Origin of the sequence: Legionella fallonii LLAP-10 (assembly GCF_000953135.1) — a bacterium.
GTDB lineage: Bacteria > Pseudomonadota > Gammaproteobacteria > Legionellales > Legionellaceae > Legionella > Legionella fallonii.
Map to the genome: position 1 here is coordinate 4034909 of NZ_LN614827.1, position 24714 is coordinate 4059622.

Consider the following 24714-nt stretch of genomic DNA (forward strand, 5'->3'; position numbering starts at 1 on the left):
CATCCTTTAACTTACATATGAAGTATCTATTTCTTCCAAAACATTTAATTTTATTTCTTGCATTGGAATTCCTACAAGACCAGATGAAACGCTGCTGGACTCTGATTTAAAAAATAGAGCATCGTGTATCCAATGATGCTGTTCATGTGTTTCTTGAGAACCACTCGCTATAGCAACATTAATGCTGTATTCGCCACAAGGCAATAGCGGCATATAAAAAACAAAATCAGCGTGAATAATACTATTTTGAGCACAAACTACTGTCTCTGAACTATAAGTGAGAAATGTATTATCGCCAAATAGCGTTTGCCCTAGACGATCTTTAATATAAAAACCAATAATAGGAGAATGAAGATCTTGGTTTGCTTTCGCAGTGATATGAAGCGTCACTTTTTCGCCACCAACAATCCAAGCCAATGACTCCCCCTTTTGATTAAGCAGGCGAACATCATAAATTTGAGCCCCCCCTTTTCCAAAAGATGCTGCATCTGGGTCAAACTTGAAAACACGCAAATCATTGCGCAGGTTAGACTGATTTATATAAACTAAACGTTGATCTATAAAAGTATGAATATCATCTAGGGCTTTTGTTTTAAATTCAATGGAGTTACTTTTGCCCTGTTGTACTTCATAAAAAGCCTCAAGATATTGATCACAAACCTCTTTGGGAGAACCTTCTTGAACGATGCTTCCTTTTTCAATCCAAATAGCACGATTACATAAATTTCTGACACTAGCCGTATCATGACTAACAAAAAGCACAGTCCCCTTCTGCATAAATTGACGTAAAAACCGCATACATTTTTGCGTAAAAAATGCATCGCCCACTGCGAGCGCTTCATCAATTACGATTATATCTGCATCAACATGGGCTATTACAGCAAAAGCTAAACGAACCATCATACCACTGGAATAAGTTTTCACCGGTTGTTCAATAAAATCTCCAATATCTGCAAAATCACAGATATCCTGATAGCGATTGTCAATCTCCTTTTTGCTTAAACCATATATTGTGCCATTCATGTACACATTTTCACGGCCGGTAAACTCAGGATTAAATCCTGAACCTAATTCTAATAAGGCGGCAATACGCCCCTTTGTTTTGATAGTACCCTGTGTTGGCGTTAATGTACCACAAATCATTTGTAATAAAGTTGATTTACCACTCCCATTGCGACCAATAATGCCAATGGTTTCTCCCTTTCTTACATCAAAAGATACATCATTCAATGCCCAAAATTCACGATAATATTTTTTACGACTACGCATTAGAACCTGTAACATGCGCTCATGCGGCTTTTCATAAATGTGGTAGCACTTACCTATATTTCTTACCTGAATCACCGTTTCAGGAGACATACATCAATCCTTTTTTAATTTTTTATTTTAAGAAGATCACAAAAAACAGTCATTTTATTAATATGAGGAGCATATATCCCAAGTACGGGTTTTGTAAATAACTATAATTCATCAAGATAAGAATTGTATTAATTATGTTAATACGCTAATGCACTCAACGATTATCATTTATAGTAAAAACGTTAACTTCTTATTTTAATAAAACAGGGGCTAATTACTGTTTTTTTGTTGCAATTCATGATAAAAAAGCATTGCTAGAAGGCTAAGCAATTAGATCTTACGCTTCTACTCCTGGAATTTCGGGGCGTGTTCTAAGTAATTTTATCGATCTCTGGATTTCAGGGCATGTGTATAAGGAAGTAAATGAAGAGAAAAATTAAAAAAGCCATCAAGGGTTTTTCAAATTTTATTACAATTCCATCTAGGATTATTGTATCAAAAAAGATAATTTCCCCAAACGAAAGCACTAAGATCTTGTCGTCCCCTTCTATCTTGTCGTCCCCTTCGTTCCTAAGTTTATTGCCCAAGAGCCTATGTGCCCCACACGATTTTGATAAGGATTATTATTTAAAATCTTATCCAGACGTCGCAGCAGCCAATATAGATCCTTACTATCACTTTATACACTTCGGAAAAGCTGAGGGTAGAAAAGGAAGTCCTTATAATCTGCGTAAGGAAATAACCCCACATTGTAACACTAAAGAAACGGTGCTGCTAATAAGTCATGACGCGTCTAGAACTGGAGCGCCAATACTTGCTCTTAATATTGCACATGAATTAAAAAAACAATTTAATGTAATTGTGTTGCTTTTAAATGGCGGCTGTATTACTCCTTTTTTTGAACAAGCCTGTAATAGTATAATCAGTATTAATAGAGAGATACTTCCTGATAGCGTTTTTATAGACAATTTAATAAACGATGTGATTCATCGATATAACATTAAATACTCCATTGTTAACTCAATTGAATCCTTCTGGGTATTACAACCGTTAGCTAAGCGTTTTATTCCAACAGTACTATTAATTCACGAATTTGCGGCATATACACGGCCTCGTAATAAGTTTTTAGAGTCATTCTTATGGGCTGGAACTATAGTTTTCCCTTCCAAAGTTGTTCAAGAAAATGCCATTAATAGTCACACTGAAAACGCTATTTCTTTAACCCACACGATATCTCAAGGCAAGTCTAATATCCCCGGAGAGTTTGATACCTTTGAGAAGAAAAAGCATGAAGCCAATATTAAATTTATTACTCCGGATAATAAACATAGCCATCAATCCAAACCATTTCTAGTTTTAGGCGCAGGTTCAGTTCATTATAGAAAAGGGGTTGACCTGTTTATAGCGACCGCTGCAGAACTAAAACGCTCTTACCCACAATATAATATTAAAATGCTATGGGTTGGTGCAGGATATAATCCGGAACAAGATGTTTCTTATTCATGTTATCTTGCAGAACAAATAGGACGTTCTAATTTAGCAGATAGTTTTGAACTAATTGATGAAGTACCCAATTTAGAAGAACTCTATGAACAAGCGGATATATTTTATTTATCTTCTCGTTTAGATCCTCTGCCCAATGTTGTTATTGATGTAATGATGCTTGGTAAGCCCATTATTTGTTTTGATAAAGGCACTGGAGCTGCCGAAATTCTAGCAAAAGATTCATGCACAGCAGAATGTATTATTCCTCATTTAAGTGTCTCTGAATCCACAAAAAAAATTGTTCACTTCTATGAGTCGGCTGAATATTATTCTTTAGTTTCATCCAAAATTAAAGCATTAGCGCAAAACCACTTCGACATGAGTAATTATGTGACTAATTTAGTCTGTTTCTTTGATAATCAAGCAAAACTTGCCAAACAAGAAGAATTGGATTGTCTCACGTTAAAAAGCTCCGATGATTTTAACGAGAATTACTTTTTCAAACCGGGCACTAATAGGCAAGATGCCATTCGTAGATATGTAAGATCGTGGCACAGTAAAGTCAATTTATTAAGGAAACCAGCACCTGGATTTAATCAAGCAATTTATGATCTTCATCACCATTCACGAGAAAAAAACATTGAGCCGTTTGCCGATTATATTCGCTCAGGAAAGCCAGAAGGTCCTTGGCAAGAAAAAATGCTCATACCCAAAAAGAGCATTACTCTAAATGAAAAAAAATCACGATGTGCTATTCATATCCATGTCTTTTATACGGATATCTTGCAAGAGCTCATGGATCGCATCCAAATCAATAAATCAGTTTTTGACATATATGTTAGTACAAGTATGCAATTATTCAGCGAAGTATCCCATATACTATCATGTTACCAGCATATTAATTCTAAAATTCATGTTGTTCCCAATAGAGGTAGAGATATAGGTCCATTATTGACAGAGTTTAATAATGAATTACAACAATACGACGTAATAGGCCATTTTCATACTAAAAAAAGCTTGGATTTAAAAAATGCTCAGTTCGCACGCACTTGGTTTCTTTTTCTTGTTGAAAACTTATTAGGTGGACAGTACCGAATGGCGGACCAAATTATCAATGAATTTAAAAATAACTCAGAACTAGGATTGGTTTTTGCTGACGACCCGTATTTGTTAGATTGGGGAAAAAATAGAGCTTTTGCTAATGAGTTAGCAGAGCAAATGAAAATTTCTAATTTGCCCGAACAGCATTTTAACTTTCCAATAGGAACTATGTTTTGGGCCAGACCTGAAGCAATTAAGCCCCTATTTGAATTACACTACTCATGGGAGATGTACCCTGAAGAACCATTACCGTATGATGGGTCAATGTTACATGCCATAGAAAGACTAATCCCCGTTGTTGTAGCTAGTCAGGGATTTAAACGGGTACTTACCCATATACCTGGAATAACACGCTAAAATGAAAAGTTGATTTTAATTTATGAACATATCTGATCTCAAAGTTTTAGTATTGGGTGGCAATGGCTTTATAGGCTCTCATTTAGTGGATGCACTAATTGCCCAAGGTTGTACAATAAAAATATTTGATCAAGCACACCCTATTTCACCAAATTATATTAATTCAAAGCATATTCAATACATACAAGGTGATTTTACCAGCGAGCGAGATATTGCTAATGCCTTGGAGGGGTGTGATGTATGTTTTCATCTGATCTCCACCGTTTTACCCAAGACATCGAATTTAGATCCTATTTTTGATATAGAAACAAACTTAACTGGATCTGTCCGTTTGTTAAATCAGGCAGTAAAGGCGGGTATAAAAAAGATCATTTTTCTTTCCTCTGGTGGGACGGTTTATGGTACTCCATTGCATATTCCAATCGATGAACATCATCCAACCAACCCCATCTGTTCTTATGGTATTACAAAACTTGCAATTGAAAAATACTTGAGTTTGTATCAGCAACTGTATGGACTCAATTATACCGTGATGCGATTATCTAATCCATTCGGAGAAAGACAGCGTACTTGCTCTACTCAAGGTGCGGTAGCTGTTTTTTTAGGTAAAACTTTGCGTAAAGAAATCATTGAAATTTGGGGGGATGGCTCAGTTATTAGAGATTATATACATATATCCGATGTTATAAGTGCAATGATAAAATCCATCACCTATGAAGGAAAGGAGCGTGTATTTAATATCGGTTCTGGGCATGGAATTAGCCTGAATAAAGTACTTAATGAAATTGAAAATGTTACCGAAATCAAAGTGAACCGAAAATATACCGAAGGCAGAACATTTGATGTACCAACCAGCATTCTCTCCATAGATCGCGCGGTACAAGAATTACACTGGATGCCCGCACTAACATTTACACAAGGACTTATACGCATGGTGGATTGGATTAAAGAAATACAACCCTGTCCATTATAAGCATGATAACTTGATTGGTAATAATTCTAGATCCATTAGACTTCTTTCGCAACTCTACTGTCTCGGTGAGTTGCGAAAGAAATCTATTGTAATGCTTGGTTCGATGAACAAAGATTAATCGTTTAACTCACATCGTCGTATGCGACATCGCTCGTACGGTGGTGCAGGGGTTCGGAGCCGTGAGGCTCCTCTCCTATCCGATCCTACAGATACAGACCTTTACATAGGCTACACATAGTATATATATTTTTATGAGTCTGTTGATGATTAAGTTGACAACAATTAAAAACTTAATTTTTACAGGATGTCCCATCTAAAGACTTAGCCGGTTAATAAATCTGATTTATTTGGCCATAATTCCTTATGCTCTGGATAAAAATGTTTAAACGTTGTTAATAAATACTCCAAATCTACTTGATTCAAATTGCTGATTTTTTTGTAAATTTTAACTCTAATATGATTATCTAATTCATATTTATCATCAATCAGTTTATAATGTGTACCAATATTTTTCCCACTTAATAGATCTTCAGCCAAAATACCAATGATCCGCTGATGCTCTGGTTGTAAGTGATATTGGATGGGATCCCCCACAACAATGATGTCAGCCTCAAAAAACTGATTTGGAAATCCATATAATTCATCAACATGATGCGTATATAACATCGACGGAACTGCATTTTTTGAGTCTGGAGCAAAAGCATTTCTAAGGATCTCGTCACTCAACGTATATGAACTAGCCAAAACGTATATTTTTTCATTACTTTTTACTAATCTATTTAATTCACCATCTATTTGTTTTATAACCTCGATATCATTTCGAATTCTTGGAGATTGGTAATGAGCGGACAAAAGCTTAAAATTAAATTGATAGAAATAATTGCTTACAAAATTAAATGTCAGCAAACTAAATATCGCTAATAAAAAAAGAAATTGATATAAATTTTTCTGAAACTTGATGTATGGAATAAATATTCCCAAAGCCATAAGTATCAGAATTTGATTACAGAATAAATACTCATGATGCCATCCTAAGGATTCCATTCGATTAAATAGGAACCAAGATAAACTTATTTGTAATATTGTGAAAATTGTCCAATATCGGCTCTTTTGATACATGCACCCAAAGATCATACCTACTAATGCCAATAGCAATAGCCCAATTCCAAAGTAGTCAAATGTATTCAACAAATTATTCCATAAACTTCCAAACTTATAGGCTGAATGAGCAAAATTATAATTATTGAATAAAGCCTTGGTTAAAAATGGATTAAAAAAACATAACAGAGTTAAAAAACAAAATGATCCAATGAAAAAGATATTGAATAAGCAGTTCTTTAAATGCGTCCAAGTAAAATCTTTCTCAATTAGAAATTTGATAACGTTAGTTAGCGTCAAAGCTATAAAAAATGTTTCAAACCAAAACCCATACCATCGTCTTGAAAAAATTAATAACAGCAATAAAAAAACTATAATGACATTTCTTTTTAAATCAAATTTAGCAAGATCATCACGATAAATAATAAATAGTATTATTGAGCTGATGAGTAAACCTACAGAATCTAAATACCCATATAATAATGGATTAAGCACGGGGGGAAAGAATACCAACACGATGAAAATGTTATATAATTTTATGTCTTTTTTTGTAGTTTCTTTGATAATAGTTTGAATTAAAATAGCTAATATAAAATAACAGGGAATAATAAAAACATTTAAAATTGCTAACACATAGCTTAGATAACTTGGTCCCAGTACTTTGAATGGTAACGACAAAAAAATTGAGGGTGTAAGATTATAATCGTCGAATAATATGCTGTGGTACAACTGCTTAAACATTAATGCTAAATTGCTAAAAATCAGATTGGTAGTATCGCTTGTAATATTCCAGTATGCCCTGTAATCCCAATAATAAATGTATTTTTCTTTAATAATGACTGAATACACAAAAGCATTTATTAGTGCAATTATTAAAAAAATTATGTTTATTTCCGTACGAGCGATAGAGTGGTTTTTTAAAACGGAATAATAAGATATCCCATAAAAAATCAAATAAATTGAGAGACAAAAGAATAATCCAGGAAAACCTATCACATATCCAACAGATAAGATTAATGAAATTAAAAATAGTCCAATAAATGTTGAATCAGTTTCGAAAAATTGCTGGGTTAACTTATTCACTATGGTTCCTTCCGTACATTGAAGCTTTCTTAGCTTTATTGAAAAATGGATACATTGTAAATCAAAGCTGCTCTTGATAACATACTTCTTTTTGTTGAAAGTGAGGTATTTTTTAAGTCTGTTGGCACTTTTAGAAATCTCACAAACCAGGAGTCTCATAAACGTCTATCCGTGAGATCTTTGGTGGCTGAAGACAACACCGTATAGGATTATAGAGCGATTGTTAAAAACCTAATATTATTTGATATTAGTGCATGGAGGTTAAATGAAAATAAATGATTTATCCGCTCGTATTGATACCAACATGAATGTTATTAATGCGGCAATTCAACGCGTAATTTCAAGTGGGTATTTTATTCTTGGACCCGAAGTAAAAAGATTTGAAAAAGCCTTTGCTGATTATTTAGATGTTCCATATTGTATTGGGCTTGCAAATGGTACGGATGCTATAGAACTTGCACTGAAATCCGTAGAAATACAAAAAGATGATATAGTCGCTACAGTCGCTAATGCTGGGATGTACACAACAACTGCCATACTAGGTATTGGAGCACAACCTTTTTTCCTTGATGTCGATTTAAAAACACATAATACAACACTAACAGAGGTTATGAGGGCTATCGATGCTGGTGTAAAAGCTGTTGTAGTCACTCACCTTTATGGGTTAGCAACACCACAAATTAATGAAATAGCCGCTTATTGTGAAAAGAAAAATGTGGCATTGATTGAAGATTGTGCTCAAGCACATGGTGCATCTATTCATGGAAAACGAGTGGGGACGTTTGGTGATGCTGCTAGTTTCAGTTTTTATCCAACTAAAAATTTAGGCGCCCTTGGTGATGGTGGAGCCATAATAACCAAGCATTCAGACATTGCAGAAAAGATATTGCGCTTACGCCAATATGGGTGGTCTGACAAATATAAAGTCGAAGTACCTGGCGCTCGAAACAGCCGTCTGGATGAGATACAAGCGGCGATATTAAATGCTCTTTTGCCTAATCTTGATGAGGATAATGGGCGTCGTAGAAGAATTGCATCACAATACATTAAGAGGATAAAACATCCTGATATCATTTTACCTGAAGAGATGAAATATGAGTATGTTGCTCATTTATTCGTACTCCGTACGAATCGTCGTGATGAATTGCGTAATCATTTAAAAAATGTAGGCATATCGACTGAGATACATTACCCGATTCCTGATCATAATCAACCTATTATCCATGAAATGTTTCGTCATCTGACGCTGGAAAATACTGAGTTGCTGGCTAAAGAAATTCTCACCTTGCCTTGCTATCCTGAAATGAGTGACGAGCAAATTAATCTGGTGATTGAAGGTGTTAACTCATGGCTATAACGCAATTCTCTATTGTTATTCCGGTTTATAAAAATGAAAAATCTATTCCACGTCTTATTGAGGAATTATCTAAATTAAATATTGCATTAAACAATCAAATTGAAGCAATTTTTGTCATTGATGGCAGCCCAGATCAATCGTATGAGTTATTACGGAATGCACTTAACAATCTGAGTTTTAATGCGAAATTGCTGATACACTCTCGTAATTTTGGATCATTTGCTGCAATTAGAAGCGGACTGCAAGCTGCAAATGGTAAATATTTTGGAATAATGGCTGCAGATCTCCAAGAACCACCTGAGCTTTTAATTAACTTCTTTCAAGCACTCTCTTCTGATGAATGTGATGTTGCAATCGGTATAAGAACATCAAGAAACGACCCTCTATTATCTCGTCTCTTTTCAAAAATTTTTTGGGATATGTATCGTCGTTTTATTGTAAAAGATATGCCTGCTGGAGGAGTAGATATCTTTGGATGCAATCATATTTTTCGCGAACAATTGTTAAAATTAGATGAATCACGTTCCTCATTAATTGCGCTTGTTTTTTGGCTTGGGTTTCGGCGAAAATTTATCCCATATGAACGGCTTGCGCGAGAAAGTGGGAAGTCAAGCTGGTCGTTACGAAAAAAAATGGATTATATGATGGATAGTATTTTTGCATTTACCGATCTCCCTATTAGGCTTTTAATCAGAACTGGGATGATTGGTTGTTTCATTTCTATTATCTTGGGAGGAGTTGTTTTTATAAGTTCAATAGCTGGAAATATTACCGTCTCAGGTTACGCCGCTACGATGTTAACTCTGCTTTTTTTCGGGACAATCAATCTTTTGGCAATCGGATTAGTGGGAACTTACAGTTGGCGTGGGTATGAAAACAGCAAAAAAAGACCATTAGCAATTGTATCTCTAGTCCATGAAAATAATAGGGAAGACCGTGAGTAATATAAGTATTCATCCAACAGCTGATGTTCAAACTAAGTTTATTGGCGCGGGTACCACCATTTGGCAAAACGTAGTTGTTTTAGCAAATGCGAGGATTGGTTGCGACACAAATATATGCGCGCACTGTTTTATTGAAAATGACGTAGTCATTAGAGACCGTGTGACCATTAAATCAGGAGTTTATCTTTGGGATGGCATACACATTGATAATGATGTTTTTATAGGTCCAAATGTCACGTTTACAAATGACAAATTCCCACGTTCAAAAATATATCCAGAGAAGTTTCTTCAGACCTTCATACATCAGGAAGCATCTATTGGGGGCGGTGCAGTGATACTTCCAGGGGTGACTATCGGTCGTGGTGCTATGGTAGGTGCTGGTGCTGTTGTGACTAAGTCAGTACCTCCTTATGCTATTGTTCATGGCTCTCCAGCACGAATTATGGGTTATGTTAACCAAACAGAGCCGATGAAGTTACATAATAAAATAAATGTTTATTCAAACAACCATGACGATATTGTAAAAATTGGAGTAGGCGATGTCACATTACATCGATTTAAATTGGTCCAGGACATGCGTGGAAATTTGTCTGTAGGAGAGTTTCTAAAAGATATCCCCTTTGCACCTAAGCGGTACTTTATTGTGTTTGATGTCCCCAGTCAAGAAACACGTGGAGAACACGCGCATCGTCAATGCCATCAATTTTTAATCTGTGTTAGGGGAGGTTGTGCTGTTGTTGCAGATAATGGCATAACACGGGGTGAGATCTTACTGGATGCTCCCAATAAAGGTATATATCTTCCTCCTCTAACGTGGGGGATACAATATAAATATACTAGTGATGCTGTTTTATTAGTATTTGCCTCCCATGCCTATGATGAAAAAGATTATATCCGAAATTATTCTGACTTTTTAGAAATTACAAACAGGCAATTGAGCAATGCAGAGGTATAATTTAAGAAAGAAGAGTAAAAAATGGTTTGTATTTTTGCTTGGCGGACTCTTAAATACCTCCATTTCTTACTTATTTTATTTTTTGTTTCTTATAATACTACCGTATCAAGTATCTTATTTTTTAGCGTTCTCTATTGGCATTATCTTTTCCTATTATTATAACTCCATTATTGTTTTTCAAGCGGATTTGTCCCTGAAAAAATTCTTATCCTATCCCATCATATATGTTTTTCAATACATAGCTTCTGCTTTTGCACTTGCAATAATGGTTGATGTCATGAAAATAAATGAAATGTATGCACCACTTTTTGTTTCTGCTATTTTAGTGCCCCTCAGCTATACTATGAGTAAAATCATATTATCTAGAGCACCAAATAGTTAACGCTGTATCATCGGACTCATGTACCGAAAAAATGGACTTTAAGTATGTTGGTAATTAAAAATTTACAAGGTTTTATTTTTCATCAGCTGATCATATATAGCACCAAAATTAATCTGGTATTTATCTCTAGCTTATGATATTTCTTCATTTCTCGATACGCTTTAACAAGGTAGTTAATGAATATATTAGACACTCGAATACCTGAAATTAAAATTATCGAACCACGTATTTACGGTGATGAACGTGGTTTTTTTTACGAATCATTCCATACTAAACGATATGAAGAATTGCTTGGTATAAAAGATGTCTTTGTCCAGGATAATTTATCCAGATCGCGAAAAGGGGTCTTGCGAGGCCTCCACTATCAAAGTCAACAGACTCAAGGAAAATTGGTTTCTGTTTTGGCTGGTGAAGTTTTTGATGTCGCCGTTGACATCAGAATAGGCTCCCCGACTTATGGCTCATGGATTGGTGTCATTCTGTCTGGTGAAAATCGACGTCAGTTCTGGATTCCTAAAGGATTTGCTCATGGCTTTTATGTTTTGAGTCCTACCGCTGATTTTTTTTATAAATGTACCGATTATTATCATCCACAAAGTGAACTATCGATTAATTATCTGGATCCAGAATTAGCCATAGATTGGCCTTTGGATGGCGATGCTCAACTTTCAGCAAAAGATATACACGCGGATCCTTTACATAAAATAAATCCACAACTTTTACCGAGATATAAATGAAAATACTGGTTATGGGAGCAATGGGCCAGGTTGGCTCAGAAATCATTAGGCTTTTTGCAAATACACAGCATGAGGTAATTGCTTGTACACGAAAAGAACTCGACTGTACTAACCTGAGTACTGTGAGTTCAGCTTTATTAGTGATTCACCCCGATCTAGTCATTAATGCAGCAGCCTATACTGCTGTAGATAAAGCCGAAGATGAAGCAAATTTAGCTCACCTAATTAATGCTGACTTTGTGCAGCAATTGGCTCGCTATTGTACACAAAAGCAAATACCGTTAATTCATTTATCTACCGATTATGTTTTTAATGGCGCCAAAAATGGTGCCTATCGTGAAATGGATCTTCCTGATCCTCAAGGTATTTATGCAAAATCAAAATTTGCTGGCGAACAAGCTATAGTATCACAACTAAAAGAACATATTATTTTACGTGTTAGTTGGGTTTTTGGAGTTTATGGTAATAACTTCGTTAAAACTATTTTAAATTTGGCTTCCTCTAGAGAAGAATTAAACATAGTAGCAGACCAATGGGGCAGGCCAACTTCTGCTCGCGATATAGCTAGAGTACTATTAGAAATAGTGGAAAAAATAAATCAGTCGCCTTTTAGTGATTGGGGAATTTATCACTATGCAGGTGAGGGTGTTACCAATTGGTATGAGTTCTCGCATACATTTATTGACTTAGCTAAGAAAAAAGGAGCTAGTCTTGCTGTAACTCGATTAAGCCCTATCAAATCTGAAGAGTATCGGACTAAAGCGGTAAGACCAAAGAACTCGGTTTTGGATACCTCAAAAATTGGAGAAATATTAAATATTTCCTGTCATAGTTGGAAAGATTATTTATCAGAAGTAGTAGATGATTTTATTGAAAAAAGGAAGACCGTAGATGTCACTTAAGCAGCTCTTTGCTGTAAATCGCTCAATCGCTGCGCGGGAGCAGGGAAATTGAGCACCACATCAAAACGTGTAATCAAGCAGCAGTATTAGTAAAATGCTTACGAACAGCAAAGGAAACCTGACTAAAATCAAACTTATCACGCAATAAAGTCATTGGGTACTCATAATATCTGTAAAACATTGCTGCAATTGAAATTGTAAGCCCCCAATACATTAAATACTTCACTAAATCCTGATAATTTCCCAAATAAAATGGCAAGCAACCTACAAGTGCAGGAAGAAGATTTAGGAGAATCAAAGAAAAATGTATTAAGTACATAGAATAAGAAATCTTGCTTATAAAGACGATTATATTTTTAATGAGGATTGGGCTGTCATTCCAAGCCGATAATTTAGGTAATAGGAATAAAATGCTTATTGGAGATAGGGTCAATAAAATATAGTTTGAAAAAAATTCGTGAGAAACTACAGCAGAAATAGCAGATGCCCCCCAGAAAATCATGATGATACCAATAATAAAGCATTTATTTGCCCAAATACTCCAACTGCTTTCATGATAACGATTCAAATAAGCACCAAGAACCCCATACATCAAACTGTCTAATCGTGTAAGAACTTCTTTTCGTATGTTGATATCCCACAAATGGTTATCAAAATTTACTATATGAGCTGCCTGATACACTCTAAAAAAGGTGGAAAATATAATCACTATAAATATCCAAGATAGAATTATTTTTTTATGCTCTAATCCTTTTATTTTTATAAAAAAAAATAGGAGAAGAGGAGTAAGCAGATAAAACCATTCCTCAACAGATAAGCTCCAAGCTTCTAGAAATATATCGGGGGTAGGATAGGAAAAATTTTGGAGAAAAAAAATAAACTTAATGACTGTATATTTATCCAAAGAATCATATTCAAGTATTAGTACCCATATCAGTACCATAAAATAATTTGGTAAGGTTCTAAACCAGCGCCTTATCCAAAATTCAAACAAAGATCGTATATTAAAAAAACCATGGGCAACAGCTCTCAATAAAATATGCCCGATGAGAAAGCCACTTAATACAAAAAATATCGTCACACCATCGATGGGCATATTAAGTTTATACAACTGGTTCAAGAAAGAACTATTACCTTTTATGAGCTCTCCATGCGAATACACTACAATTAATACAGCTAATGCACGCAGAACATCTAAGCCAAATACACGACGCCCGACCATAAATCATCCTTAGAATAGCAGACAATTAATCGCTTTTTCCTGCGCCTTGCAGCTTGTCCATGGAGCCAAGAATTGCTCACTATCACAACAAGACACAGGGTAAAGGTAAGACTAAAACATTAACCTAACGGCTGAGGGTAAAATGCTCCCATTTATAAACTAATATTTTTCAACCTGCCCTTGCTTAATCAGTTCAAGCAAGTATGCACCATAATTATTTTTGCTCAACTTCAAACCAATATTTTCAAGCGCTTCAAGGCTTATCCAGTTGTTCTTATAAGCAATTTCTTCTAAGCAGGCAATTTTTAATCCCTGTCTATGCTCAATAGTTTGAACAAATAAGCAGGCTTCTAAAAGGCTCTCATGAGTTCCAGTATCTAACCATGCAAAACCACGCCCCAGTAGTTCCACATTGAGATTACCACACTCAAGGTAAAATTGATTAATGCACGATATTTCTAACTCCCCGCGATAAGAGGGTTTTACCTGCTTTGCAATCTCTATCACTTGGTTATCATAAAAATAAAGTCCAGTGACCGCATAATTGGATTTGGGGTTAGCTGGTTTTTCTTCTATTGATATTGCTTTCATTTGTTCATCAAATGCAACAACGCCAAAACGACTAGGATCTTTTACTGGATAGCCAAAAACTGTAGCTCCTGTTTTACGAGCAGCGACATCTTGCAGTTTTTTGGTAAAACTTTGACCATAAAATATATTATCCCCTAGTACCAGACAAACATTGTCTTGACCTATAAATTCTTCACCAATAATAAAGGCCTGTGCTAAACCATCTGGATTGGGTTGCAACGCGTATTGTAATTTTATTCCAAATTGTTCACCGTCTCCCAATAACCGCTGATACGATGGATAATCTTCTGGAGTTGTAATAAGAAGAATGTCACGGATACCCGCTAACATTAATACCGATAAAGGATAATAAATCATAGGCTTATCGTAAATAGGTAACAAATGCTTTGAGATACCTTGAGTTATAGGATAAAGGCGAGTGCCTGAGCCACCAGCTAGAACTATTCCTTTCATGCGGGTAATTCCTTATCAGTTATTCTGAATTGTTTTTGTTGTAATGTTTTATTCAACGTATTTTTGCACCACGTTTGGTGACTCAGATACCATTCCACTGTTTTGCGCATCCCCGTTTCAAAAGTCTCTTTAGGCTTCCATCCTAATTCACGTTGAATTTTTGCTGCATCAATCGCGTAACGAAGATCATGGCCTGGTCTGTCGGTGACATAAGTTATTAAATCTTTATAATAAGAAATATGCTGTGGTTTTATAGGAACTAACTCTTCTAATAAGTCGCAAATAGTATGCACTACTTCAATATTTTGTTTTTCATTGTGGCCACCAATATTGTAAGTAGAACCTACTGCACCATTCTTTAAAACAAGATAAAGAGCACGAACATGATCATTAACATATAGCCAATCGCGAATTTGCGTTCCATTACCATAAATGGGAAGATTTCTTCCCTCTAATGCATTGAGAATAATGACTGGAATTAATTTTTCAGGATGCTGATAAGAACCATAATTATTAGAGCAATTAGTTATTATCGTAGGTAATCCATAGGTTCTATGCCATGCTCTTACTAGATGATCGGAACTGGCTTTACTTGCCGAATAAGGAGAGCTTGGGGCATAAGGGGTTGTCTCTGTAAAAAATTCATCTGTATTTTCAAGATCACCAAATACTTCATCCGTAGATATATGATGAAAACGAAATGATTGACGCTCTGCTATTGGTAGTGATTGCCAATAAACTCGTGCTGCCTCAAGAAGATTGTAAGTACCCACAATATTTGTTTGAATAAACTCAGCCGGCCCATCAATGGATCTATCAACATGACTTTCTGCCGCCAGATGCATGACTGCATCGGGCTGAAAAGTAGAAAATACATGATTGATTTGATCATGAGAGCGAATATCTATTTGTTGGAAAATATGGCGTGGACTATGGATAATACTATCAAGTGACTCCAAATTTCCCGCGTAAGTCAATTTATCTACATTGAGTACCGTATCAGCAGTGTTCCCAATAAGATATCGAACCATTGCCGAGCCAATAAAACCTGCACCACCAGTCACTAGAATTTTCATGTAAATTTACACCCTGTAAAGCTTACTTAGTAATTGCAACCCAATTTATCGTTATGCTTTGCGGGCACGCAAAAAACGAAAAAACTCAACTCCTTCTCGTAAACGTCTTTTCATCATATCCCAGCTTACGAGCATTTCTCTTACAATTTCCCAAATTTTTGAGGGGCGAAAATAGAATTGCTTGTAAAAATTTTCAAGCTGGCGATGAATCTCCTCACGCGGTAAATGAGGATAACCAATAGCCGCCAATTGTATACCGGCGGAATTAACCAGATTGAAATTATGATTTTCTTCTAACCAACCATTTTCAACTGCTTGCTTATATAAGGTCGTTCCTGGATAGGGAGCAGCAAGGGATACTTGGATGGTATGGGGATTAATTTCCTTAGCATATTGAATGGTTTTTGCTATTGTTTCTTGAGTTTCACCTGGCAATCCCAAAATAAAGGTACCATGTACTTTAATACCGAGCTTACGACAATCTTGACTAAAACGCTGGGCAATATCGGTACGCAAGCCTTTTTTGATATTCAACAAGATTTGATTATCACCTGACTCATAACCAACCAATAGTAGACGTAGTCCATTTTCCTTCATAATCTTCAAGGTTGAGTAAGGAACATTTGCCTTAGCGTTACAAGACCAAGTGACGCCTAATTTTCCAAGTCCCCGCGCAATTTCTTCAACTCGGGGTTTGAAATCAGTGAAGGTATCATCGTCAAACATGATTTCCTTTACTTCAGGCATATTGTCACGAATCCATTTAACCTCTTCCAGAACATTTTCTACCGAACGAACGCGATAACGGTGTCCGCCTACTGTCTGTGGCCATAAGCAAAAAGTACATTTGGATCGGCAACCACGGCCAGTATAGATAGATACATAAGGATGCTTTAAATAACCAATGAAATAATTGTTAATATTGAGGTCGCGTTTATAAATAGGAGCAACGAAGGGCAATTCGTCCATGTTTTCCAGTGGCGGACGATCATCATTATGCTTGATCGATCCATCAGGCAAACGATAACTCAGCCCTAAAATTTCCGAAAATGGCTTCCCTTCAGAGATGTCCTTACAGGTCAAATCGAACTCTTCCCGACATACAAAATCAATGACATTATTTGATGACAGGGAGTTATGAGAATCTACTGCAACCTTAGCCCCAATCATCCCGATTAAAATGGAAGGTTTCTTTTCTTTTAACTGTTGTGCAAAAAGCGTATCAGTTGGGAATGAAGGAGTGCTTGTATGGATTATGACCAGATCATAATCTTGAGCGAGCTTCAGTGTTTCAGCTACAGATACATTGTCTGCAGGTGCATCAAGCACACGACTATTAGGTATCAAGGCCGCGGGCTGCACAAGCCATGTTGGGTACCAAAATGAGCGAATTTCGCGCTTCGCTTGATATCGAGAACCTGCACCGCCATCAAATCCATCGTATGATGGGGCTTGCAAAAACAATGTTTTCATCAGAACGCACTCCAGCAACCTGTGTTAAATTCGGTAATTTAAAAGAATACAAAATGGGATAATTTTACTTGTATGATATTTCAGGATGCCCCAATTTGTTGGTCATTCCTATCAAGTACAAACAACTAACCTGCCATCCTTTCCTATTTTAAAATAACTACCTCTCCAATATATTGTACTTGCAGAAAAAACGTACAACCAAAGCATGAAACTAATGCAATCATTTAATGGTGACAGCCAAAACCACTTCTTCGCACTAGGGTCCTTCAAGTATTTGACACTGATTATCCAGCTCATCACTAATTTTGTTATCCATACAAAGCCAAATACAATCACTCCTATCGTTGAGGTATGATTTATAAGCAAAAGTAGCATACTAAGTGCCGCACCATATGTAAATAGAAGACTAAAATAAGACCAAGGGTTATAAGTTAGTATTCCTCTATCCCTACGAATTTTACCGCGAATAATACCGCGCAGCGAATGATGTTCTATCACATGATCAACAATATAATTGGCCAAAACGATCTTATATCCTATATGAGTAACATGTTTTCCTAATAACAAATCCTCCGCCACATAATCGGCAACACGTTGTATGCCTCCAATGGCATTTAATGCTGTTTCACGAATTAACACGCTACAACCTAAGGTCCACTTGATTTGGTCTAATTGCTTGGCACAAAAAACACCTGGCATATATTCTGTCGCATCATTGACTGCTCCGATTTTTGCACGCCAGGTTTTTGCTAATGAACGGTAAGGACAAGTGACAATACCCACCTGCTCATCCTGCATAAATTGTATTGTTTCACTTAAATAGGTTGGGCCAACACGAATGTCACTATCTGAAATAAGAGAAAAAGAATACTTCGCCGCTTTTTGCATTGTTATTAAATTACTTATTTTGGGATTAATACCCAGTGATGTTTCACAAATGACTAGTTGAATATCCTTTTGTGGAAAATCGGCAATGATTTTATTAACCACACTGACAATGGGATCATCTGCATCTCTTACGCCAAAAATAATTTGATACTCTGGATAATCTTGCTGACAAAAAGAAGCAAAATTTTCATAAGCCATAGACTCCATACCACAAACAGGTTTCAAAATACTAATCGGTGGGTGAAAGTCAGTTTTACTTTGAGATGGCAGTGAAAAAAAACGGGATGTAGAATATATAGCAAAGATATAATAAAAGCTTGATGCTATGGAAAGAAGAAGGATTACATAAAACATGATCCCTAGCGCCTTATGTTAATAATCGATGGTAATGGTTCATTATGCAAACCGGCTATTTAAAATAATTTAAGCCCCTATAAAATTTTGCTTCTCTTTATTTTCATCAATTAAATAAAGACAAAATATTTTCTTTAAAGAGCTTAACGAAATCATTTCTGCTTTTCAACCTGTTCCTGAATTAAGGTGTAGACAGCCTTTTTTATATAGATTATGCTTGGCCTTGCTATTCCTAGGGGACTAAGTTTCTGTATTAAAGGAATGTATTTCTGCTTAATCAACTATTAGCACAAAATAAAATGCTTTTGCGCAATAGAGTAAATATCAAAATGAGCGCCTTATGGATGAAAAAAAAACGCCAGTAACTTTCCCTATTGATATTGTTTATGCATGGGCTGATGGTAACGACCCTCAATATCAAAAACTGCTCGCGCAAGTTAGCCGTAAAGACATGCATTATGCTCGATTTGCTGAAAGTAACGAATTATTTTATTCTTTATATTCCATTTATAAATTTGCGCCTTGGGTTCGCAAAATCTTTATCATCGTTGCAGACTACCAAAATCCAAGCTTACAAAATTTGCCGTCCTCTCTAGTCAATAAAATTACATTGATAAGACAACATGAGATTATGCCAGGCAATGCTTTGCCCACTTTTAATAGCATGGCCATAGAAACGGTATTACATTTAATTCCCGATTTATCCGAGCATTTTATTTATTTTAATGATGACACCATGTTAGGTAATCATGTCCAACCTACTGATTTTTTCACTCCTAATGGTGAAGGATATTTCTTTAAAAAATGGCTGCCTCGTATATTTTTTCAGCCAATTCGCTTTTTATGGCCAGAATTTAACTATTTGCATCAATCGATAACCCTGTATAAACAAATTGCCCAAAAGAAAAAGAAGAGTGCGGTGCTTTGGCATGGGCTTCACCATTGCCAACCATGCAGAAAGAGCATTTTTGAAATGCTTTGGAAGAATCCTAAGACGAAAACCATTTTAAATGCAACGCTGCACTCGCATTTGCGAGCAAATCATAATATTCAGCCAACCGCTTTAATGCATTTAACGGGATTAGATTCTGGGAGTATGTTAGAACGACAAATGCCTATTTCAAGCCATCTTTTCATAAAGCTACATCATTATAGTATGTTTTTTCATATCCAACTGCTATTACTCAAAAAGTTCAAACCACAATTTCTGTGTTTTAATAGCGAATTAAAAAAGCCTAGTGTACTTGAAAAGCAAATGAATCAGACTCTTCTGGCTTATTTTAAAATTAATACCAATCAAGCAAATAAAGTTAATTATCAAAATGACTGAACTAAATAAGAAGCAACTGAATATTTGTTTTGTCTCTCCCCATCCAGATGACGTTGAGCTTTATTGCGGGGGCGTTTTACTTGATCATGCAAAAAAAAATCATCGCCTATCCGTAATCATGATGACCTATGGAGGGAAAGGCACAATCAATCCTTTTCTGCGCGGCGAGCCTTTAGAAAAAATACGGGAACAAGAAGCGAGAGCCCGCTATAATTTACTGGATAACTTGGAGTTTATTTTTGCTGGCTTTAAAGACACAAAAGTACTATGTGACAAGGATTCTATCGCAAGGCTGGCAACCATACTTAAAACAATTAATCCCGATATTATTTATTTACCTGAATTTAACTCCCAATTATCAGAGCGACAGCACAATGATCATATCCATAGTGGTAAAATCATTCTAGCAGCCAGCAAGCAATTGACTAAACCAGTGACCATGAGATGCTATCATTCCATATCCATCAATAGATTAATTAACATTGATGAATATTATGAGCAGAATAACGAAGCAATTAAGTTTTACAAAAGCCAAAAGGGATTCCCTATATGGCCATTTTTATCCTCTTTAACACGCTTTCATTATCACCATAATAAAAAACGCAGTCGGTGGGGAAAAGACATTGGAGTGGCCTATGCGGAAGGATTTAGAGAGTTTGTATAAGCTCTAATTCACGCCCTCCCTATAGCAGATAATAGATATGGTGCTACAAACTCCGAACCGTAACCATTGAGATGATTTATATCAGCATAAAGAGTATGACCATTTTTAGCTATATAACATGTTTTTTTATCGCATAGTAACTCTGAAAGATCGAAAGTTTTTATTTGCGGATAGTCTTTTAAAACCTTTTTAACTAATAAACGATAGCTGCTATACACGGGGTTTTCATCAAACATTTTTCTAGGAAAAGAACACTTGTCATCATTGTTGATTAATCTAAACGGCCTCCACTGACATCTTTTAGGATCAAAATTAATTCCCGGATTATCAAACAATACGAATACTTCTTTCCCAGATTGTATGAGTTTTGAAAAAGTTCTCCTCATTCCCACCTCAAGCACATTACGATAATTTTTATTACCGAGATTTGTTACGTCCACTGCGTCGCCGTAGGAACATTGAGGATTATGGGCCATTATTACTGTTTTAATTTCTGGATCATGCATGACATAATCATAAGCAGATGCAATCAATTTATATGCGTCTTTGCGTATATTATATACGTTAGCATCACTTATTCCTGAGGAAATATCAATCAATGGCACGGCACAGCTCGCTGAAAAAACGGCGACACCATCATGATTAGACGCTAGATGCTTACTCATCCCGGTAAAAAGTTGTCCTGCATGAGAATCACCAATGATAGCAATGGAGTTATGAGCTTTTTGCTGAAGCAAACACGGATTATCATTCATAATCTCCCATTTAGGGAACCGTTGCTTACAATTTTCACGTGCTTCACTGGAGAAATCTATATTTTTATGTTGTAAGTTCTGCTCTGTAGCGATATATGGGAACCTCAATTCATATCCATCTCTAATATAATCCTGGTATCCTAGCCCCGCAATAAGCGTCATTAATACCACAAGGGAAACTACTTTAATCCTATTGTATTGTCCCCATCGTATAGGACATTCAACTAATCTATAAGTAAGCCACGCAAGAACCGTAGCAAGGACAATAGCAGCTATCCGAATATTCCAACCAGGTGTTTCGCTCTCAGTAATTCTTATGAAAGAAAGAATCGGCCAATGCCACAAATACAGGGGAAAACTAATTAAACCAAACCATACGATAATACGGTTTGATAAAATCACGCGATTAATCCAAGAACCAGATCCAGAGTAAATAATAAGTACAGTGCCTAAAACTGGAATAATTGCCCATTTTCCAGGGAAATTTAACTTTTTATTTATTATCAAAAAACCACAACACAAAAGAATAATACCTAAAAAAGATAGAGCGTTGCTTAAAACAACCCACTTACTTTGCGTAAAATTTTTATGCGTAATAGCAGATAAAATACCACCTTTTATGTTCCATTGCTGATAAGTACTCGTGCCGTATAAATTAATCCAAGCGAGCAATCCACCCGACAATAGCTCCCAAAATCGTGTATGAGGCAAATAAAATGTAGCAACAAAATTGTCATTAATGCCCTTAATGTTAAGAATAAAGGACGTTAATGCAGCAAATATTGTGACTAGTAATAAATTAAATTTACGTATCCATGCAAACCAAATAAACAATGGCCAGATGAAATAAAACTGTTCTTCTACACCTAAGCTCCAAATATGGAGTAATGGTTTTGTTTCCGCACTGTTATCAAAATAGCCAGTTTCACCCCATAAAACCATGTTTTGTACAAAACCAGTGCTACCTAATATATGCTTACCAAGCTGTTTGTACTCGTCAGGTAATAAAGCAAACCATCCAAATACAAGACAAAAAATTAAAATAAGAATTAACGCAGGAAATATTCGTTTAATACGTCGAATATAAAATTCTTTAAAACTAAAAGTTCCTTGATCAAGGTTTTTAAAAATGATAGTTGAAATCAAATAGCCAGAAATTACAAAAAAAACATCTACTCCAATAAATCCTCCCTGAAACCAATGGGGGAATGCATGATACGCAACGACAGATAAAACAGCTACTCCACGTAAGCCATCTATATCAGCCCTGTAATCGGAACTAACAACGTGAGGTTGGTATGACATGATTTTAATATCCATTAATTGCTATGGAGGTTTTACAACAATTAGAGTTGCAGCCATGTTGTTTAGTCTACATGCCAGAAATCTATTAGAAGAAAAACTACCACAAAATCCTTAATTAGTAACTTCTCAATAAGTATGGGAAACGCCTTCTCGAACGAAGTGAGAGATCTCCAGTCATGAGCACAGTGCCTGAATTTGAAGATCCTTCGCTTCTTTCGGGATGACATTTTTTCCCAAAGTTACTGAAAAGTTACCTTAATTACTATCATCATTTTGATTTGGTTAGAATTATAAGTCTTCTCATAACATTTACAATATAACCTTTCAATAAAAGCTTTATGAGAATTGAAGGAATGTGTTGCACTAGGCACTTTACTTTAAGTGCAATATTAGCTATTTTCCCTTTCTATGATTAACTTTTACATATATCGTTCTTTTGAAAATGTAGCACTGGAATTTGGGTTGGGAAAATAATGCAAGAAATGGATTCAGCTCCTATAGAGTCGACAACAAACCAATATAACCAACAGATTGCAGTAGATATTATCATCCCCTTTTATAAGCATGCAGAGCTCGTTGCTCCATTATTCAATGCTCTTAGTTCGCTCGCTCCAGAATTAACAAAAATGCATGCACGGCTTATCTTAATCAATGACTCGCCAACGGATACGCCACTAAAGGAAGCCTTAGAACAAGCATGTTGGCAATGCAAAGAATATAGCATTCCCTTTCAAATGCTCATCAATGACGAGAATTTAGGTTTTTTGCGTTCAACAAATCGTGGATTGAAGCTTGCCGCTCTTTCTGGCCATGATGTTATTCTTTTAAATTCAGATACCATACCAACTCCTGGCTCCTTAATAGAACTGCAGAGAATTGCTTATGCAGATGATACGATTGGATTTGTAAGTCCTAGATCAAATAATGCGGTTCATTGCTCTTTCCCAACTCAAGCCATCTATAGTCTTATGGATTTTGAGCCAGCTTATGAAAGTTTTAACAACTTGCGCGCGTGCCTACCTGAGCTAACGTATACTCCTACAGTGGTGGGTTTTTGTTTGTATATTAAGTCAGTCATTCTAGAAAAAAACAGATTACTGGATGAAATATACGGCCATGGATACTATGAAGAATATGATTATATATATAGGGGCAGACATATTGGCTACAAAGCGGCTTTAGCTAATCATGCTTATGTGTACCATAAAGGCTCTGTATCCATATCCTCTCTGCCAAAAGCCAAAGAAAGGTTGCTTAGAAAAAATAGACGTACTTTTATCAGACGTTACCCTGAATATGATTCTGAGATGAAACGTTATTTGTCTAGTCATTATTACAAGACTGAAAGGCTCTTGCATGGCTTATTAAAAGACGCCCAAGGAAAAATAGGCATTGTATTCGATTTGACTCGTTTAAGTTTTTTATACGGTAAAAGAGCAAAAGCAACAAAATTAATCTTAGAAATGTTATCAAAACATTGGCATCAGCATTTTATTTTTTTCGTTAAATGCTCCAGGAAAACATGGCTACTCCATCAATTATATAAACTAAACCATGTTCATTTTTTTTCAGCAAAGCACATTAATTCTTGTGCAATATCATGTAGGGTTATCGAAGATAACCTGTCACGTAACGAATTAAAGCGCATGTCCAATTTGGCAGCCCATAATGTATATTTTTTATTGAATAATGGCGCTCATGAAACTAAAAACCGCACTCAACAACGCCGCTGGCATTTTTTATCTCATTATGCCCAGAGTATCAAAATGCCTCAGGATCTATTAAAGGATGAAGAAATAATTAATCTGTTTTTTAATCTAATAAATCATCCTGATTTAATTGCTAATCATGTGCTGTCACGCAAGGAACAAATTACCTCCCTATAGAATTCCAATGCACAACAAAATATCAATTATAATTTAGACCACTC

At 35.8% G+C, this 24714-nt stretch carries 19 protein-coding genes; 11 read left to right on the plus strand and 8 right to left on the minus strand.

The features are described 5' to 3' along the window. Nucleotides 1-6: 6 nt before the first annotated feature. A complete protein-coding gene (locus LFA_RS16830; protein ID WP_045097194.1) occupies nt 7-1359 on the minus strand; it encodes an ABC transporter ATP-binding protein in 1353 nt (450 codons plus the stop codon). A 363-nt stretch (nt 1360-1722) separates the two neighbouring features. Between LFA_RS16830 and LFA_RS16835 the strand changes: the two genes are divergently transcribed. Both LFA_RS16835 and LFA_RS16840 read left to right on the plus strand, forming a co-directional pair. Further along, nucleotides 1723-4242 (plus strand): rhamnan synthesis F family protein, encoded by a 2520-nt coding sequence (locus LFA_RS16835; RefSeq protein ID WP_052674031.1) that lies wholly within the window; start codon nt 1723-1725, stop codon nt 4240-4242. 22 nt (nt 4243-4264) lie between these two features. Beyond that, nucleotides 4265-5215, plus strand: a complete 951-nt coding sequence (locus LFA_RS16840; RefSeq protein ID WP_045097195.1) for an NAD-dependent epimerase/dehydratase family protein — start codon at nt 4265-4267, stop codon at nt 5213-5215. A 321-nt stretch (nt 5216-5536) separates the two neighbouring features. Here the strand turns inward: LFA_RS16840 and LFA_RS16845 are convergent, their stop codons facing one another. Beyond that, nucleotides 5537-7396, minus strand: coding sequence for a hypothetical protein (locus LFA_RS16845; protein WP_045097196.1), 1860 nt, complete (start codon nt 7394-7396; stop codon nt 5537-5539). A gap of 265 nt (nt 7397-7661) precedes the next feature. Here LFA_RS16845 and LFA_RS16850 point away from each other — a divergent pair, with 265 nt between their 5' ends. The 6 genes from LFA_RS16850 (at nt 7662) to rfbD (ending at nt 12673) form a co-directional block, all read left to right on the plus strand. Next, a complete protein-coding gene (locus LFA_RS16850) occupies nt 7662-8753 on the plus strand; it encodes a DegT/DnrJ/EryC1/StrS family aminotransferase (protein WP_052674032.1) in 1092 nt (363 codons plus the stop codon). After that, nucleotides 8744-9697: a glycosyltransferase family 2 protein gene (locus LFA_RS16855; protein ID WP_045097197.1), complete on the plus strand. Its 954-nt coding sequence runs from the start codon at nt 8744-8746 to the stop codon at nt 9695-9697. Before LFA_RS16850 ends, LFA_RS16855 begins: the two co-directional genes overlap by 10 nt. Then, nucleotides 9690-10652 (plus strand): WxcM-like domain-containing protein, encoded by a 963-nt coding sequence (locus LFA_RS20505; RefSeq protein ID WP_045097198.1) that lies wholly within the window; start codon nt 9690-9692, stop codon nt 10650-10652. The genes LFA_RS16855 and LFA_RS20505 overlap by 8 nt, the downstream gene beginning before the upstream one ends. Continuing rightward, on the plus strand, nt 10639-11034 hold the full coding sequence (locus tag LFA_RS20680) for a GtrA family protein (protein WP_052674033.1): 396 nt from the start codon (nt 10639-10641) through the stop codon (nt 11032-11034). The genes LFA_RS20505 and LFA_RS20680 overlap by 14 nt, the downstream gene beginning before the upstream one ends. A 176-nt stretch (nt 11035-11210) precedes the next feature. Then, nucleotides 11211-11771: a dTDP-4-dehydrorhamnose 3,5-epimerase gene (gene rfbC / locus LFA_RS16870; protein ID WP_045097199.1), complete on the plus strand. Its 561-nt coding sequence runs from the start codon at nt 11211-11213 to the stop codon at nt 11769-11771. Further along, nucleotides 11768-12673: a dTDP-4-dehydrorhamnose reductase gene (gene rfbD, locus LFA_RS16875; RefSeq protein ID WP_045097200.1), complete on the plus strand. Its 906-nt coding sequence runs from the start codon at nt 11768-11770 to the stop codon at nt 12671-12673. The genes rfbC and rfbD overlap by 4 nt, the downstream gene beginning before the upstream one ends. A gap of 73 nt (nt 12674-12746) precedes the next feature. Here the strand turns inward: rfbD and LFA_RS19065 are convergent, their stop codons facing one another. The 5 genes from LFA_RS19065 to hpnI all read right to left on the minus strand — a co-directional run bounded on the left by LFA_RS19065 (nt 12747) and on the right by hpnI (nt 18730). After that, complete coding sequence (locus tag LFA_RS19065) at nt 12747-13895, minus strand: acyltransferase family protein (protein ID WP_052674034.1); 1149 nt, start codon at nt 13893-13895, stop codon at nt 12747-12749. 159 nt (nt 13896-14054) lie between these two features. Continuing rightward, nucleotides 14055-14939, minus strand: a complete 885-nt coding sequence (rfbA, locus tag LFA_RS16885) for a glucose-1-phosphate thymidylyltransferase RfbA (protein WP_045097201.1) — start codon at nt 14937-14939, stop codon at nt 14055-14057. Further along, nucleotides 14936-16015: a dTDP-glucose 4,6-dehydratase gene (rfbB, locus tag LFA_RS16890; RefSeq protein ID WP_045097202.1), complete on the minus strand. Its 1080-nt coding sequence runs from the start codon at nt 16013-16015 to the stop codon at nt 14936-14938. The genes rfbA and rfbB overlap by 4 nt, the downstream gene beginning before the upstream one ends. A 51-nt stretch (nt 16016-16066) precedes the next feature. Beyond that, on the minus strand, nt 16067-17488 hold the full coding sequence (hpnJ, locus tag LFA_RS16895; RefSeq protein WP_045097203.1) for a hopanoid biosynthesis associated radical SAM protein HpnJ: 1422 nt from the start codon (nt 17486-17488) through the stop codon (nt 16067-16069). Nucleotides 17489-17599: 111 nt separating this feature from the next. After that, nucleotides 17600-18730, minus strand: coding sequence for a bacteriohopanetetrol glucosamine biosynthesis glycosyltransferase HpnI (gene hpnI / locus LFA_RS16900; RefSeq protein ID WP_045097204.1), 1131 nt, complete (start codon nt 18728-18730; stop codon nt 17600-17602). 340 nt (nt 18731-19070) lie between these two features. On the opposite strand from hpnI, the gene LFA_RS19070 reads away from it, so the two are divergent. Beyond that, a complete protein-coding gene (locus tag LFA_RS19070) occupies nt 19071-20060 on the plus strand; it encodes a stealth family protein (RefSeq protein WP_052674036.1) in 990 nt (329 codons plus the stop codon). Further along, nucleotides 20053-20724, plus strand: coding sequence for a PIG-L deacetylase family protein (locus tag LFA_RS16910; RefSeq protein WP_045097205.1), 672 nt, complete (start codon nt 20053-20055; stop codon nt 20722-20724). The genes LFA_RS19070 and LFA_RS16910 overlap by 8 nt, the downstream gene beginning before the upstream one ends. An 8-nt stretch (nt 20725-20732) precedes the next feature. Here the strand turns inward: LFA_RS16910 and LFA_RS16915 are convergent, their stop codons facing one another. Then, on the minus strand, nt 20733-22784 hold the full coding sequence (locus LFA_RS16915) for an acyltransferase family protein (RefSeq protein ID WP_045097206.1): 2052 nt from the start codon (nt 22782-22784) through the stop codon (nt 20733-20735). A gap of 473 nt (nt 22785-23257) precedes the next feature. On the opposite strand from LFA_RS16915, the gene LFA_RS16920 reads away from it, so the two are divergent. Then, a complete protein-coding gene (locus tag LFA_RS16920) occupies nt 23258-24670 on the plus strand; it encodes a glycosyltransferase family 2 protein (protein WP_045097207.1) in 1413 nt (470 codons plus the stop codon). Nucleotides 24671-24714 lie beyond the last annotated feature (44 nt).

Bases quoted from the DNA above. Each gene is read 5' to 3' on its own strand.
- LFA_RS16830 (WP_045097194.1), bottom strand. From the start codon at position 1,359: ATGTCTCCTGAAACGGTGATTCAGGTAAGAAATATAGGTAAGTGCTAC.
- LFA_RS16835 (WP_052674031.1), top strand. From the start codon at position 1,723: ATGAAGAGAAAAATTAAAAAAGCCATCAAGGGTTTTTCAAATTTTATT.
- LFA_RS16840 (WP_045097195.1), top strand. From the start codon at position 4,265: ATGAACATATCTGATCTCAAAGTTTTAGTATTGGGTGGCAATGGCTTT.
- LFA_RS16850 (WP_052674032.1), top strand. From the start codon at position 7,662: ATGAAAATAAATGATTTATCCGCTCGTATTGATACCAACATGAATGTT.
- LFA_RS16855 (WP_045097197.1), top strand. From the start codon at position 8,744: ATGGCTATAACGCAATTCTCTATTGTTATTCCGGTTTATAAAAATGAA.
- LFA_RS20680 (WP_052674033.1), top strand. From the start codon at position 10,639: ATGCAGAGGTATAATTTAAGAAAGAAGAGTAAAAAATGGTTTGTATTT.
- rfbC (WP_045097199.1), top strand. From the start codon at position 11,211: ATGAATATATTAGACACTCGAATACCTGAAATTAAAATTATCGAACCA.
- rfbD (WP_045097200.1), top strand. From the start codon at position 11,768: ATGAAAATACTGGTTATGGGAGCAATGGGCCAGGTTGGCTCAGAAATC.
- LFA_RS19065 (WP_052674034.1), bottom strand. From the start codon at position 13,895: ATGGTCGGGCGTCGTGTATTTGGCTTAGATGTTCTGCGTGCATTAGCT.
- rfbA (WP_045097201.1), bottom strand. From the start codon at position 14,939: ATGAAAGGAATAGTTCTAGCTGGTGGCTCAGGCACTCGCCTTTATCCT.
- rfbB (WP_045097202.1), bottom strand. From the start codon at position 16,015: ATGAAAATTCTAGTGACTGGTGGTGCAGGTTTTATTGGCTCGGCAATG.
- hpnJ (WP_045097203.1), bottom strand. From the start codon at position 17,488: ATGAAAACATTGTTTTTGCAAGCCCCATCATACGATGGATTTGATGGC.
- hpnI (WP_045097204.1), bottom strand. From the start codon at position 18,730: ATGTTTTATGTAATCCTTCTTCTTTCCATAGCATCAAGCTTTTATTAT.
- LFA_RS19070 (WP_052674036.1), top strand. From the start codon at position 19,071: ATGGATGAAAAAAAAACGCCAGTAACTTTCCCTATTGATATTGTTTAT.
- LFA_RS16910 (WP_045097205.1), top strand. From the start codon at position 20,053: ATGACTGAACTAAATAAGAAGCAACTGAATATTTGTTTTGTCTCTCCC.
- LFA_RS16915 (WP_045097206.1), bottom strand. From the start codon at position 22,784: ATGTCATACCAACCTCACGTTGTTAGTTCCGATTACAGGGCTGATATA.
- LFA_RS16920 (WP_045097207.1), top strand. From the start codon at position 23,258: ATGCAAGAAATGGATTCAGCTCCTATAGAGTCGACAACAAACCAATAT.